The sequence below is a fragment of the Zoogloea sp. genome (genome assembly GCF_028689785.1).
Classification (GTDB): domain Bacteria; phylum Pseudomonadota; class Gammaproteobacteria; order Burkholderiales; family Rhodocyclaceae; genus Zoogloea.
Genome location: NZ_JAQVCN010000002.1, coordinates 113,301 through 126,432 on the forward strand (window position 1 = coordinate 113,301; position 13,132 = coordinate 126,432).

The 13,132-nt window shown below is 65.9% G+C and carries 12 protein-coding genes; 6 read left to right on the top strand and 6 right to left on the bottom strand.

All coding sequences use genetic code 11. The features are described 5' to 3' along the window. Window positions 1-297: 297 nt before the first annotated feature. Genes PHI64_RS01725 through PHI64_RS01735 form a run of 3 tightly spaced genes read right to left on the bottom strand, consistent with a single transcriptional unit; the run spans window position 298 to window position 4,281 of the window. A complete protein-coding gene (locus tag PHI64_RS01725) occupies window positions 298-1,845 on the bottom strand; it encodes a glycerol-3-phosphate dehydrogenase/oxidase (protein WP_299877615.1) in 1,548 nt (515 codons plus the stop codon). Beyond that, a complete protein-coding gene (glpK, locus tag PHI64_RS01730; RefSeq protein ID WP_299877618.1) occupies window positions 1,842-3,332 on the bottom strand; it encodes a glycerol kinase GlpK in 1,491 nt (496 codons plus the stop codon). Before glpK ends, PHI64_RS01725 begins: the two co-directional genes overlap by 4 nt. A 55-nt stretch (window positions 3,333-3,387) precedes the next feature. After that, a complete protein-coding gene (locus PHI64_RS01735) occupies window positions 3,388-4,281 on the bottom strand; it encodes a hypothetical protein (RefSeq protein ID WP_299877621.1) in 894 nt (297 codons plus the stop codon). Window positions 4,282-4,458: 177 nt separating this feature from the next. Here PHI64_RS01735 and PHI64_RS01740 point away from each other — a divergent pair, with 177 nt between their 5' ends. Beyond that, window positions 4,459-5,772 carry a hemolysin family protein gene (locus tag PHI64_RS01740; RefSeq protein ID WP_299877624.1) on the top strand — a complete coding sequence of 438 codons (1,314 nt, stop codon included), beginning with the start codon at window positions 4,459-4,461 and terminating at the stop codon, window positions 5,770-5,772. Here the strand turns inward: PHI64_RS01740 and PHI64_RS01745 are convergent. Beyond that, window positions 5,769-6,287: a hypothetical protein gene (locus PHI64_RS01745; protein WP_299877627.1), complete on the bottom strand. Its 519-nt coding sequence runs from the start codon at window positions 6,285-6,287 to the stop codon at window positions 5,769-5,771. The two genes, PHI64_RS01740 and PHI64_RS01745, sit on opposite strands and share 4 nt — an antisense overlap. Before the next feature lie 194 nt (window positions 6,288-6,481). Here PHI64_RS01745 and PHI64_RS01750 point away from each other — a divergent pair, with 194 nt between their 5' ends. From PHI64_RS01750 to PHI64_RS01770, 5 genes are read left to right on the top strand one after another with little or no spacing between them, the layout of a single operon-like run. Continuing rightward, window positions 6,482-7,495 (top strand): sulfate ABC transporter substrate-binding protein, encoded by a 1,014-nt coding sequence (locus PHI64_RS01750; RefSeq protein ID WP_299877630.1) that lies wholly within the window; start codon window positions 6,482-6,484, stop codon window positions 7,493-7,495. Next, window positions 7,495-8,331, top strand: coding sequence for a sulfate ABC transporter permease subunit CysT (gene cysT, locus PHI64_RS01755; RefSeq protein WP_299877633.1), 837 nt, complete (start codon window positions 7,495-7,497; stop codon window positions 8,329-8,331). The genes PHI64_RS01750 and cysT overlap by 1 nt, the downstream gene beginning before the upstream one ends. Then, window positions 8,331-9,227: a sulfate ABC transporter permease subunit CysW gene (gene cysW / locus PHI64_RS01760; protein ID WP_299877866.1), complete on the top strand. Its 897-nt coding sequence runs from the start codon at window positions 8,331-8,333 to the stop codon at window positions 9,225-9,227. Before cysT ends, cysW begins: the two co-directional genes overlap by 1 nt. Before the next feature lies 1 nt (window position 9,228). After that, on the top strand, window positions 9,229-10,338 hold the full coding sequence (locus PHI64_RS01765) for a sulfate ABC transporter ATP-binding protein (protein WP_299877636.1): 1,110 nt from the start codon (window positions 9,229-9,231) through the stop codon (window positions 10,336-10,338). Further along, complete coding sequence (locus tag PHI64_RS01770) at window positions 10,338-11,282, top strand: CysB family HTH-type transcriptional regulator (RefSeq protein ID WP_299877639.1); 945 nt, start codon at window positions 10,338-10,340, stop codon at window positions 11,280-11,282. Before PHI64_RS01765 ends, PHI64_RS01770 begins: the two co-directional genes overlap by 1 nt. A 90-nt stretch (window positions 11,283-11,372) precedes the next feature. Here the strand turns inward: PHI64_RS01770 and PHI64_RS01775 are convergent, their stop codons facing one another. Together PHI64_RS01775 and PHI64_RS01780 are read right to left on the bottom strand one after the other, a co-directional pair. Continuing rightward, window positions 11,373-11,858 carry a hypothetical protein gene (locus tag PHI64_RS01775; protein WP_299877642.1) on the bottom strand — a complete coding sequence of 162 codons (486 nt, stop codon included), beginning with the start codon at window positions 11,856-11,858 and terminating at the stop codon, window positions 11,373-11,375. Between the two features lie 241 nt (window positions 11,859-12,099). Continuing rightward, window positions 12,100-12,738, bottom strand: coding sequence for an alpha/beta hydrolase (locus PHI64_RS01780; protein WP_299877645.1), 639 nt, complete (start codon window positions 12,736-12,738; stop codon window positions 12,100-12,102). Between the last annotated feature and the right edge of the window lie 394 nt (window positions 12,739-13,132).

Here is a 13,132-nt window from a genome sequence, read left to right on the forward strand (position 1 = left end):
GCCGGCTTTCCTCCGTTGTCCTCCCTGAAGCGGACGCATACCCAATGCTGGCGGGTGCTTGGGTTTCCTCGGCCGGATCACCCCATGGGTGAAGCTGAAGGGGCTATTGGAGACGGAGGGGCTGTGGGGGCGACTTCAGTCGCCCGCGAACTTCGATAAAGGGGATGCCCGTGATCGGCGCGCGGATGGGCGACTGAAGTCACCCCTGCGGAAAGACCGCATCGACCGTCAGACGACGGGTCAAACGAAGGAGGTCAGGATGGATTCGACCTTCGCGCCTTGATTGACCGGCTCACGTCAACGCGGGGTGAGGAAGCCCTCGGCCAGGTGCTGGAAGGCTTCTGTCTGCTCACGGGTCTGCTTGTCATCGAGGCCCAGCGCTTCCGCCAGCAGGGCGGCGACCGCCGGGGCGGCGTCGCGGGCGCTGCGGGCGTCGATGAACAGGGCGCGGTGGCGGCGGGCGAGGACGTCCTCGACGCTGCGGGCCTGCTCGTGGCGGATGGCATGGCGGACTTCGGCTTCGGTGAGGGTGAGGGCAGGGTGGAGCCGCCGGCGGGCGCCGGGCAGGGCGTCTACCCTGGGGCGGTCGAGGCCGAAGACATCCTCGCAGGGCGTGCCAGGATGGCCATGGAGAGGAAGCCCGCGGGTGCTGCAGGGCCGTTTCGGCAGGCCGCCGACGGGGATGGCGGCATCGACGATCTGCTCGCCCATGCGCCGGTAGGTGGTCCATTTTCCGCCGGCCACCGACACCAGCCCCTGCCGGGAAACCTGGATCAGGTGTTCGCGGGACAGGGTCGCGGTGCCGCCGCCCTTCACGCCCGCTGGCCCGCTGCCGATCAGCGGGCGCAGGCCGGCGAAGGCGCTGCGCACATCATTCCGCCGGGGCGGGCGGGTGAGGTAGCGGCCGGCGGTTTCCAGGATGAAATCGATCTCGCCAGCCAGGGGGCGGGGCTCCAGGGGTAGATCGGTGCGGGGTGTGTCGGTGGTGCCGAGCAGGACCTTGCCCTTCCACGGAATGGCAAAGAGCACCCGGCCGTCAGGCGTGTGGGGGATCAGCAGGGCGGAGTCGGTGGGCAGGAAATCCCGGTCGAGGACCAGGTGCGCACCCTGGCTGGGGGCCAGCTGGGCGGGGGCCTGGCGGTCGTCGAGCTGGCGTAGGGCGTCGGCCCATACGCCGCCGGCGTTGATGACCACCCGGGCGGCAATGCTGAAGTGCTCGCCGCTCTCCCCATCATGGGCGTCGACACCCGCTACCCGCCCGCCCTCATGGCGCAGGGCGGTGACGGGCAGGTAGTTGATGGCCAGGCCCCCCAGATCGAGCACCGAGTGCATCAGGGTGATGGCCAGGCGGGCATCGTCGAAGCGGGCATCCATGTAGGCGATGCCCCCGAGCAGTCCTTCCCGCTTCACGGTGGGCAGGGCAGCTACGGTGTCGCCGGCCGACAGCAGGCGGCTCGCCCCGAGGCTGCGGCTGCCGGCCAGCCAGTCGTAGGCGGTGAGGCCGACGCCAAGCATCAGGCGGTCCCACTGGCGATACACCGGCACCACGAAGCGCTGGGGATGCACCAGGTGCGGTGCATTGGCGAGCAGGATGGCGCGCTCCTCAAGCGCTTCGCGAACCAGCCCGAGGCGCCCCTGGGCCAGGTAGCGCACGCCGCCATGGATGAGCTTGGTGGAGCGGGAGCTGGTGCCTTTTGCGAAGTCGTGGGCCTCCAGCAGGAGCGTGGTGTAGCCCCGGGCGGCGGCGTCCACCGCACAGCCCAGCCCCGTTGCTCCTCCACCGATGACCAGCACGTCCCATCGGGGTGTGCTGCGCAGGCGGGCGAGCAGGGCCTCGCGTTTCATGGCCGGGCCCAGTCGCGGCTGCGCTCCACTGCCCGATGCCATTCAGCCAGACGTTGGTCGCGCCAGTCGGCGCTGCGACCGGGTTCAAAAACCCGTTCCGCCTGCCACAGGTGGGCCAGCTCGTCCGGGGTGTGCCAGATGCCCACAGCCAGCCCGGCCAGCAGGGCGGCGCCCAGGGCCGTGGTCTCGGTCTGGCGGGGGCGGATCACCGGTACGCCGAGCAGGTCGGCCTGGATCTGCAGGAGCAGGTTGTTGCGCGCTGCGCCGCCGTCTGCCCGCAGTTCAGTGAGGGGGCCGGCGCCGTCGCGGTTCATGGCGTGCACCAGATCGACGGTTTGCAGGGCGATGGCGTCCAGCGCCGCCCGGGCGATGTGGGCCTTGCCCACGCCGCGGGTCAGCCCGACCAGGGTGCCGCGGGCGTAGCCGTCCCAGTAGGGGGCGCCGAGGCCGGCGAAGGCCGGGACGAGCAGGGCGCCATTGCTGTCCGGTACCGAGGCGGCGAGGGCTTCGATGTCGGCGGCCCGATCGATCAGGCCGAGGCCGTCGCGCAGCCACTGGACCACCGCTCCGCCGATGAAGACGCTGCCCTCGAGCATGTAGTCGGTGCGCGTGCCAATGCGCCAGCCCAGGGTGGTGAGCAGGCGCTGCCGCGAAGTTACCGCCTGGGCGCCGGTGTTGAGCATCAGGAAGCAGCCTGTGCCGTAGGTGTTCTTGGCCATGCCGGGTTGCAGGCAGGCCTGGCCGAAGGTGGCGGCCTGCTGATCGCCGGCCAGCCCGCCGATGGGGATGGCCACGCCGAACAGCGAGGCGGCCGTCTCGCCGAGCACGCCGCTGCTGTCCACCACCTCCGGCAGCAGCGCGGCGGGGATGTCGAAGAGGGCCAGCAGCTCCGCGTCCCAGCACTGGCGGTGGATGTCGAAGAGCAGGGTGCGTGAGGCATTGCTGGCGTCGGTGACGTGGCGGGTGCCGGCGCTGAGCTGCCAGACCAGCCAGCTGTCGATGGTGCCGAAGGCCAGCTCGCCGGCTGCGGCCCTGGCACGAGCACCCGGGATGTGATCCAGCAGCCACGCCAGCTTGGTGGCCGAAAAGTAGGCGTCCAGTTCGAGCCCGCTGCGGCTTTGGATCAGGGGGGCGTGGCCGGCCTGGCGCAGACTCTCACAGTCGGCAACGGTGCGGCGGTCCTGCCAGACGATGGCGGGGGCCAGCGGCAGCCCGGTGGCACGCTCCCATAACACGGTGGTTTCCCGCTGGTTGGCGATGCCGATGGCGGCCACCTCGCGGGCGCTGATGCCCGCGGCGGCGAGGGCCTGGCGGGCGCAGTCGAGCTGGCTGTGCCAGATCTCCAGGGCGTCGTGTTCGACGAGGCCAGGTGCGGGGTAGGACTGGCGGAATTCCTGCTGGGCGGTGGCCAGGACGTGGCCCCGTTCGTCGAAGACGAGGGCGCGGCTGCTGCTGGTGCCCTGGTCGAGGGCGAGGAGGTAAGGCATTGGGCGTGCCTCCGGCAGAGAGTGTGCCGATGATACGGCAGCCCGGCGGGAATCCTTAGCAGCGGCTGCCCTCGGGGCGGCGGGTAAAGCCGAAGCCGTCACCGCCCAGGCCGGTGGGCTGGATGCAGATCATCAGTGCCAGGGAGCGTGCCGATCTGCCGATGTCGGGCGGGAAGGCAGCAAAGGGCACGGCCCGCTCGACCACCGATTTTACGAAGGCGATCTCTTCCTGCTGGTCGCCGGCATTGACCACCTTGAAGCTCTTCAGGCTACCGTCCGGGTTGAGGCGCACCTCTACTGCGGCGCTGTGCATGCCCCGGGCGCGGGGGTCGTTCTTGACGAAGGAGGCACTGCGGTTCAGCTTCTTGACCAGGGCGTCCATGTAGAACTCCAGGCTGAACGGGTCCACCGGCGGGCTGTCGGGGATGCGCTCGATGAGGTCGGTGAGGTCGCTGCGGCGACGGCTGCCGCCGTCCTGGGGCCGCTCGTGGGTGTCCCGGCCGGCTTCGCGGGCGATGTCCCGGGCCATGGCCATGGAGCGCTCGGCCAGATCAGGCTTGGGGCGGGCCTTGGCTTCGGTGGCCAGCTCGTTGAGGAAATTGTCCATCTCCTGCTTCTGGGCCACGCTCCATCTGGGTGTTGGTTCGGCCGCGCGCACCGTCGGCGCCGCGTTCTTGCGCGCCGTGAGTATCTGTGGCCGCGGCTCCTTGGGGGGAGGCTTGACTTGCCGCGCCTTGCTCGGGGTGGGGGGCGGTGCGGGGCGGGTTTCGGCGGGGGGCTTGCGGGCTGGCCGGACAGGTGCCAGCCGTGCCTGCAGCGGGGATGCTTCGGGTCGTTCCTGGGGAGGCGGGCTGATATGGATCAGCAAGGCAAGAGCGTGGACCAGCAGCGAAAAGGCGATGGCCAGGCGCAGGGGCCGCGGGGAAGGTTGGTAGTGCGGTTGAAACATCGGCCGGATTCTAGACCCGCCGGCAGGGTGGCGGGTGGGCTTTTACATGGGGTGACAACCGGCTTCAGGTGCCCTGTGGCGCAGTGCTTTGGTTTACGGCAAGCCCAAAGGGCCGGCTACAATGCCTTCCTTTCGACCCTGGGGCCGCGGTCTTTATGACATGGGGTGGCCTTGCTGATGGATATAGTCCTGTTGTTGCTGCTGATTCTGCTCAATGGCGTTTTTGCCATGTCGGAAATGGCAGTGGTTTCATCCCGTAAGTCACGCCTGCAGAATCTGGCGGACGACGGCAGTCCGGGTGCGAGTTCCGCCCTGGTGCTGCACCAGGAGCCGTCAGGCTTCCTGTCCACCATCCAGGTGGGCATCACTTCGGTGGGCATTCTCAGTGGTGCCATTGGCGAGGCCGCCGTGGCTGACCCCTTGGCCGAATGGCTGGGCAGCTTTGCAATGATCGAGCCCTATGCCCGGGGTGTGGCTCTGACCCTCACCGTGGTTGGCCTGACCTATTTTTCGGTAGTGGTAGGCGAACTCGTTCCCAAGCGTCTGGCCCTGCTGGCACCGGAGGGCATCGCCACCCTGATCGCCCGTCCGATGATGATCCTGGCCCGGCTGGCGCACCCGTTGGTGGCGGTGCTGTCGGGCTCGTCGGCGGCGATCCTGCGGCTGCTCGGCGCCCGTCGCAAGGATGAGCCGCCGGTGACCGACGACGAGATCAAGGTGCTGATGGAGCAGGGCGCCGAGGCCGGCGTCTTCCACGAGAGCGAGCAGGAGATCGTCTCCAACGTGCTGCGCCTGGACGAGCAGCGCATTTCGGCGATCATGACGCCGCGCCGGGAGATGTTCGTCATCGATCTCGAAGAAGACGAGAAGATCGTCTGGCAGCGTCTGATGGAGACCACCTATTCCCGCGTGGTGGTGTGCCGGGATGGCCTTGAGCATGTGCTCGGCGTGCTCCAGACCGGAGATCTGCTGAAGAAGGCCCTGGGAGGCGGAGGCGTCACCCTGGCCGATCTGGAAGCGCTGCTGCGTCCGCCCCTGTATGTGCCCGAGACGGTGAGCACCACCCAGCTGCTGGAGAGCTTCCGCCGCGCCCGCCTGCAGTTTGCGCTGCTCATCGACGAGTATGGTGACGTGCAGGGCCTGGTGACCCTCACCGATGTCTTGGCGGCCATTGTTGGCGAACTGTCGGTGCCCGAGGCGCCGGAAGACCGGGACATGCTGCAGCGGGAGGATGGCTCCTGGCTGGTGGATGGCGACGTGGGCATTGAACGGCTGAAGTCGGTGCTCGATATCGTGGATGACCTGCCCGGGGAGGACGAGAACTCCTTCAACACCCTGGGCGGCTTCATCATGCACACCCTGGGCCGGGTGCCGGCACCGACCGACCATTTTGATGCCGCAGGCTGGCGCTTCGAAGTCATGGACATGGACCGCAACCGGGTGGACAAGGTGCTGCTGTCGGTGCTGCCCCCCCTGGCACAGGAAGACTAGCGGCCGCACCATTCCCGGCGGTCGCCACGGCCCCAGGGCTGGGACAGTCTCTCCACCTGGCTCAGGGTGCTGCGCACCTTCCCGCTGCTGCCGTCGAAGAGCACGTCGAAGCGTGCGGGCTCTGACCATACATCACAGTAGCGCCACTCCCAAACCAGCTCGTCCCGGGCCTTGTAGTAGATCGTCCAGCCCGGATAGGACGGCCCGAGGATGCGCAGCACCTCATCCTGGCTCATGCCGGGCTGGATGCGCGCGAAGTGGGTCATGTCCATCACGTTGTCCACGGATCTCACCCTGCCGGCGTCGTCGGTGTGCACCATCCAGGTGTGATAGCCCATCGGCCCGGTAGGAAAGGCGAGCTGTTCTCCGCCATCTGCCTGACGCCAGCGCATTGCGGGCTCGCCCAGCATGCGGTAGGTGTCCTGCAGCGTATTGCCGGGCTGAAGCTTGGGGCCGCCCAAGGGCGCGCAGGCCGTGACCAGCAGGGTGGTGAGGAGGGTGATGGTGCTTTTCATGGAGGCAGATCCTGCGGCTGAGGTTTGCATTGTAGGCGGCCTGGTGGATGTCCCGATGGCGAGGGTTAATAACCACATGAAAGGATAGGATCTTTTGTATTGCACGCTACGGAATATATAAAGCCATTTTTATTGGTTTGGTGCGCCGCGGTGCCTCCTTAGACTCGAACCCTATTCGAACAAAGGAGCTTTCCATGTCGCCGATTCGCGCTGCGCTTCGCCCCATCGTTGTCATCCTCGCCGGCCTTGCCGTGCTGCAGGCGGCCCCGGCTTCTGCCGACACTACGCTGCTCAATGTGTCCTACGATGTATCCCGGGAGCTCTATAAGGACATCAATCCGGCCTTCATCGCACGCTGGCAACGTTCTGCCAGTGACAAGCTGACCATCAATCAGTCCCACGGCGGTTCCAGCAAGCAGGTGGGGTCGGTGGTGGCGGGCCTGGAGGCGGACGTGGTGACCATGAATCAGCCGCCCGATATCGAGATGCTGGCCAAGAACGGACTGGTCCGCGCGGACTGGCGCAAGGCCTTCCCCCATGCGGCGGCGCCGTACACCACGACCACCATCTTCCTGGTGCGCAAGGGCAACCCCAAGGGCATCAAGGACTGGTCCGACCTGATCCGGCCGGGCCTGCAGGTGATCGTGCCCAACCCCAAGACCTCCGGCAACGGCCGCTACACCTATCTCGCCGCCTGGGGCTATGCCCTGCAGAAATCCGGCAACGACGCCGGCGCCCGGGATTTCGTGAGCAAGCTGTTCGCCAATGTGCCGGTGTTGGATGGTGGCGGGCGGGGCGCCACCACCACCTTCACCCAGCGCGACATCGGCGACGTGCTGATCACCTTTGAAAACGAGGCGACCCTGATCGATCAGGAAGTGGGCGGCGACAAGTTCGACGTGGTCTACCCGTCCCTGTCCATCGAGGCCGCGGCCCCGGTGGCCGTGGTGAGCAAGGTGGTGGACAAGCGCGGCACCCGCAAGGCGGCCGAGGCCTACCTCAACTTCCTGTTCTCGCCGGAAGGCCAGGAGATCATTGCCAAGCACTATTTCCGCCCCCGTGATCCGGCCGTGCTCAAGAAATACGCCAGCCGTTTCCCGAGCGTGAAGACTTTCAGCGTGGAAGAGCGCCTGGGGGGCTGGGACGCAGTGCAGAAGACGCACTTCTCCGACGGTGGTGTGTATGACCAGATCGTGGTGAAACGCTGATGGCGTCATCCACCTCCTTCCGTGTCTTGCCGGGTTTCGGCCTGAGCCTGGGCTACACCATCGGCTATCTGTCGCTGATCGTGCTCATTCCGCTGGCCGCGGTGTTCCTCAAGGCCGGCTCCCTGGGTTTCGACCACTTCTGGGCAGCCGCCACGTCGCCCCGGGTGCTGGCGTCCTACCAGCTTTCTTTCGGTGCATCCCTGATCGCCGCCGGCATCAACGCCGTCTTCGGCCTGATGCTGGCATGGGTGCTGGTGCGCTATTCCTTCCCCGGCAAGCGCCTGGTGGATGCCCTGGTGGATTTGCCCTTTGCCCTGCCCACGGCGGTGGCGGGCATTGCCCTGACTGCCCTGTATGCCAAGAACGGTTGGGTGGGCAGTGTGCTTGAACCCTTGGGCATCAAGGTCGCCTTCACGCCCCTGGGCGTGCTGGTGGCGCTGGTCTTCATTGGCCTGCCCTTCGTGGTGCGCACAGTTCAGCCCATCCTTGAGGACCTGGAGACCGAGTATGAAGAGGCGGCAGTGAGCCTTGGCGCCAACCGCTGGCAGGCCTTCCTCCACGTGGTCTTTCCGACCCTCTTCCCGGCGCTGCTGACCGGCTTTGCCCTGGCCTTTGCCCGGGCGGTGGGGGAATACGGCTCGGTGATCTTCATCGCCGGCAATATCCCCATGGTGTCGGAGATCACTCCGCTGATGATCATCACAAAGCTTGAACAATACGACTATGCCGGCGCTACAGCGGTGGCCGTGGTTATGCTGATCTTCTCCTTCATCCTGCTGCTGATCATCAACGGGCTGCAGGCATGGACGGCGAAACGTACCGGGAGGGCCCGCTGATGGCTGGTGCTGCTGCAGTGCTGCATGGGTCGGCGGATCACGCCGCCCGCTTTGAATCGAAAGCCGCGACCCGTGAGCCGGCGCTGATCAAGTGGGGGCTGATCACCATTGCCCTTAGCTTCTTCGCGTTCTTCTTGTTGTTGCCCCTGGTGGCGGTGTTCGTCGAGGCTTTCCGCAAGGGCTGGGAGACTTATATCGGGGCGCTGCTTGATCCCGATGCCCTGTCGGCGATCAAGCTGACCCTGATCGCCGCGGCCATCTCGGTGCCTCTTAACCTGGTCTTCGGGGTGTCGGCGGCTTGGGCGATCACCAAGTTCGATTTTCGGGGCAAGCACTTCCTGATCACCCTGATTGATCTGCCCTTCTCGGTGTCGCCGGTGGTGTCGGGCCTGATCTACGTGCTGGTGTTCGGGGCCCAGGGCTGGTTTGGCCCATGGCTGTCCGAGCATGACCTGAAGGTGATCTTTGCCATCCCCGGCATCGTGCTGGCCACCGTGTTTGTTACCTTCCCCTTCGTCGCCCGGGAGCTGATCCCGCTGATGGAGGCCCAGGGGAAGGAAGAGGAAGAGGCGGCTGTGGTGCTTGGTGCCAAGGGCTGGCAGGTTTTCTGGCATGTCACCCTGCCCAACGTGAAGTGGGGCCTGCTCTACGGAGTGATCCTTTGCAACGCCCGTGCCATGGGCGAGTTTGGCGCGGTCAGTGTGGTGTCGGGCCATATCCGCGGTTACACCAACACCATGCCCCTGCACGTGGAAATTCTCTACAACGAATACCAGTTCGCCGCTGCCTTCGCCGTGGCCTCCGTGCTGGCCCTGCTGGCCATCGTGACCCTGGTCATCAAGGTGTGGGTCGAACGCCAGGCCGGCAAGGCCTCCATTGAATCCGAGGACGAATGATATGAGCATCGAAGTCAAGAACATCCGCAAGCAGTTCGGCAGCTTCACGGCGCTGCAGGACGTGTCCCTGGACTTCCCCACCGGCGAGCTGGTGGCTCTGCTGGGCCCGTCGGGCTGCGGCAAGACCACCCTGCTGCGCATCATCGCCGGCCTGGAGTCGGCCGATGGGGGGCAGGTGTTGCTGGAAGGGCAGGACGCCTCCGATACTCATGTGCGTGAGCGTCAGGTGGGTTTTGTGTTCCAGCACTACGCCCTGTTCCGGCACATGACCGTCTTCGACAACGTGGCCTTCGGCATGCGCATGAAGCCGCGCAGCACGCGGCCTTCCGAGAAGGCCATCAAGGCCAAGGTGACGGAGCTGCTCAAGCTGGTGCAGCTCGACTGGGTGGCCGACCGCTTCCCGGCCCAGCTTTCCGGCGGCCAGCGTCAGCGTATCGCCCTGGCCCGGGCCCTGGCGGTGGAGCCGCGGGTGCTGCTCCTCGACGAGCCCTTCGGCGCCCTCGATGCCAAGGTGCGCAAGGAGCTGCGGCGCTGGCTGCGGCGCCTCCATGACGAGCTGCACATCACCTCCATTTTCGTTACCCACGACCAGGAAGAAGCCCTGGAAGTGGCCGACCGGGTGGTGCTGATGGACCACGGCAAGGTAGAGCAGGTGGGGACGCCGGAAGAGGTCTACCGCCATCCGGCCTCGCCTTTCGTGTATGGCTTCCTGGGTTCGGTGAACCTGTTCCACGGCAGGGTGGATGGCGGTGCGGTGCACGTGGGGGATGATCGTCTGGCCACTGGCAAGGTGGATCTGGCCCATGGCTCCGAGGTCTTCGCCTTTGCCCGTCCCCATGAGCTCACCATCGTGGTTGACTCCCAGGAGGCGGGCGGGGTAGCGGCACGCATCAGCCGCATCCTGGCTTTCGGTGTCACTGCGCGCATCGAGCTGGATGGCCTGAACGGCTCCACCGGGCAGCTCTTCGAGGTGGAAATCACCCGGGACGAGGTACAACGCCTGGGGCTGGAAGAAGGTCAGGCCGTGCGTCTGGTACCCTCGCGTCTGAGAATCTTTGAACGCAATGCAGCGGCAAATGGCGCCAGCCAGGCGCCAAACTGGGTGATCTGATGAATTTTCAGCAACTGCGCATCATTCATGAAACGGTGCGCCGCAATTTCAACCTGACGGAGGTGGCCAATGCCTTGTTCACCTCCCAGTCGGGGGTGTCCAAGCACATCAAGGATCTGGAAGACGAACTGGGCCTGGAGCTCTTCATCCGCAAGGGCAAGCGCCTGCTCGGGCTTACCGAGCCGGGGCAGGAGCTGGTGCACATCGTCGACCGCATGCTCATGGATGCCCGCAACATCAAGAGTATCGCCGAGCAGTTCAGCAACAAGGATCACGGCCAACTCACCGTAGTGACCACCCACACCCAGGCCCGTTACGCGCTGCCCCGGGTGGTCACCCAGTTCAAGCAGGCCTTCCCCAAGGTGCACCTGGTTCTGCACCAGGCCAGCCCCACCGAGATCGTCACCATGCTGCAGGACGGGCGCGCCGACATCGGCATCGCCACCGAGTCCCTGGCGGGCGTCAGTGACTTCGTGTCCTTTCCATACTATGGCTGGCATCACTCGGTGATCGTGCCGGCAGGGCATGCCCTGGAGTCGGTCGAACCGCTGACCCTCGATGCGGTGGCCGAACATCCGGTCATCACCTACCACGAGGGCTTCACCGGCCGGGCACGTATTGACGAGACCTTCGCCAAGGCCAACCTGACGCCCGACGTCGTCATGTCGGCGCTGGACGCCGACGTGATCAAGGCCTATGTGGAGCTGGGCCTGGGAGTGGGCATCGTGGCCTCGATGGCCTATGACCCGAACCGCGACCAGGGTCTGCGCATGCTGGCCAGCAGCCATTTGTTCGACGAGAACGTGACCCGCATCGCCGTGCGCAAGGGGCACTTCCTGCGCGGCTTTGCCTATCGGTTCATCGAGCTGTGTTCGGCGGATCTGTCCGAAACCGTGGTCCGGGCAGCCCTACGCCCGGATGCGGATGGGGATTCATCCTACTGAGAGGCGGATGAACCCGCATCCCTTCCAAGATGCTCCGACGCTGGCTGGAGGGGCTGTGGGGTCGAATGAATTCGACCCCACAAGGGTACGTCAGCGGCGCCGCTGGGCGCCGGGGTGCTTGTGCCAGGGGGCGGGCCGACGCCTTTCATCCTCTTCAAGCTTGGGCTTGGGCATCAGCAGGTTCTTGCCCGGGGCCTTGGCCTGGGCACGCTGGGCCAGGACTGCGGCATCCACCCGGGCCATATCCAGGCTGATCGATGGATGTTCCGCGCGACCCGGATGGGCTGACAGCTTTTCCCGTACAAAGAACACGCGCTGGGCGGTGTCGCCGCGCTTGGGCAGGGCAGACATGAGCAGCTGCCCTTCGGCACTCAGGGCCAGGCCGCCGTCCACCTCGCACAGCAGGCCGTGGGCCGACAGGCGTTGGATGCTGTCGATCAGGCGGCCGCTGGAGGGCACCGGCTCCTGCAGTAGGTCGAAGGCGGCGATGACCTCCATCAGCTCGGCCGGGCGGCGCTTGGTGGCCAGCGTGGCGGCCAGCATGAGGAGGGCATCTGCATCGTGAGTCGGGTACATCTTTAAACCTCTTGAAGACCGGCAGGACGTCAATCGTCCGTTTGCGGGGCCTGGCAGTGTAAGGGTTTCCGCGGCAAATCCCGATTTTTGTGTGCCTCGCCGGGCTCGGTGAGCCTTGTCTGTCAAAGCGAAAACGCTTTCCACGCTTAACGCGAACATCGCCAATAAATTCGACCACGGAGGCTGATGTGAGCAGGCGGCATTGCCGATGCGCGTCATCCATGCTGCCGCATGGGCGCTTTCAAGCTGTCTCGTGCAGCACTGGAAGGCTGTCGCAGCACCGGGAGCGGCATGTGATGGTGCCCAGGGGTATGTCGCCCTGGGCGGCCTGCAGTGCCTTGAAAAGCGCCAGGCCATGAGGCCAGGGGCCGTGGCCCGAATCAACGTTGATATGCCCGGCAGCACCTATGTTCTCAAGCTGGCTGCCCCAACACTGGGCCCAGTAGGCCGCTGAAGACAGGCGCACCCAGGGGTCGTTGGTGCTGGCCACCACCAGACTGGGCGCGCCCAGAGGGCTACGGGGAATCCAGCGTGCCAGGCTGGGCAACTCCGGCAGCGTTTTGGCGTCACGCAAGCCCTGGGGCGTGAAACGCTCCGGGTCGGCCGGCGCCACCAGCATGAGGCCGGCCACCCGTTCGCGGCGGCTGCCCGCCGCCAGAACCGCCGCCAGGCAGCCGAAGCTGTGGGCCACCAGCCACACCGGGCCCGGCGCACGGTCGATGCCGTCGCGCACGGCCTGGGCCCAGTGGGCCAGCACAGGTTGCTCCCAGTCGATACCCGTGACGCGTTGCGCATCGGGCAACTGCGCCTCCATCCAGCTCTGCCAGTGGGCCGGGCCACTGCCGTGAAAGCCGGGAACGATCAAAGTTGTGTGCTGCATGCTGCGACCTCCGGGGTGCTGCGGGGGGAATCTGAGTCTAGGTGCCGAACCCGGCCGGCCGAACCAATTAATACTTCGAAGCTTATTCCTCAGACGAGGATGGGGCGAAGTGAATCACTTCATATCATTGTGTCATCAGTCTGGCTAGAGTGATGCCATTTGAGTCGATTGGTATGCCTCGCCATGCGGTGAAGTGCGGCGTTGCGATGGCAGTTGCTGTTGAATGAGGAAGCGGAATGAATGTGTTGAACAGCAGACGAGCTGCCCGGATCGTTGTCTTGATCGGTGCCGTCCTCCTGGCCTCGTGTGGCGGTGGGGGAGGTGGGGGAGGTGGGGGGAGCGGCGGCAGTGGCGGGAGTACTGGCGGTGGCGGTGGTGAGGTGCCGGTGGTCCA

Bases quoted from the DNA above. Each gene is read 5' to 3' on its own strand.
- cysT (WP_299877633.1), top strand. From the start codon at position 7,495: ATGGCGTCATCCACCTCCTTCCGTGTCTTGCCGGGTTTCGGCCTGAGC.
- PHI64_RS01745 (WP_299877627.1), bottom strand. From the start codon at position 6,287: ATGAAAAGCACCATCACCCTCCTCACCACCCTGCTGGTCACGGCCTGC.
- PHI64_RS01765 (WP_299877636.1), top strand. From the start codon at position 9,229: ATGAGCATCGAAGTCAAGAACATCCGCAAGCAGTTCGGCAGCTTCACG.
- cysW (WP_299877866.1), top strand. From the start codon at position 8,331: ATGGCTGGTGCTGCTGCAGTGCTGCATGGGTCGGCGGATCACGCCGCC.
- PHI64_RS01775 (WP_299877642.1), bottom strand. From the start codon at position 11,858: ATGTACCCGACTCACGATGCAGATGCCCTCCTCATGCTGGCCGCCACG.
- PHI64_RS01725 (WP_299877615.1), bottom strand. From the start codon at position 1,845: ATGAAACGCGAGGCCCTGCTCGCCCGCCTGCGCAGCACACCCCGATGG.
- PHI64_RS01780 (WP_299877645.1), bottom strand. From the start codon at position 12,738: ATGCAGCACACAACTTTGATCGTTCCCGGCTTTCACGGCAGTGGCCCG.
- PHI64_RS01770 (WP_299877639.1), top strand. From the start codon at position 10,338: ATGAATTTTCAGCAACTGCGCATCATTCATGAAACGGTGCGCCGCAAT.
- PHI64_RS01735 (WP_299877621.1), bottom strand. From the start codon at position 4,281: ATGTTTCAACCGCACTACCAACCTTCCCCGCGGCCCCTGCGCCTGGCC.
- glpK (WP_299877618.1), bottom strand. From the start codon at position 3,332: ATGCCTTACCTCCTCGCCCTCGACCAGGGCACCAGCAGCAGCCGCGCC.
- PHI64_RS01750 (WP_299877630.1), top strand. From the start codon at position 6,482: ATGTCGCCGATTCGCGCTGCGCTTCGCCCCATCGTTGTCATCCTCGCC.
- PHI64_RS01740 (WP_299877624.1), top strand. From the start codon at position 4,459: ATGGATATAGTCCTGTTGTTGCTGCTGATTCTGCTCAATGGCGTTTTT.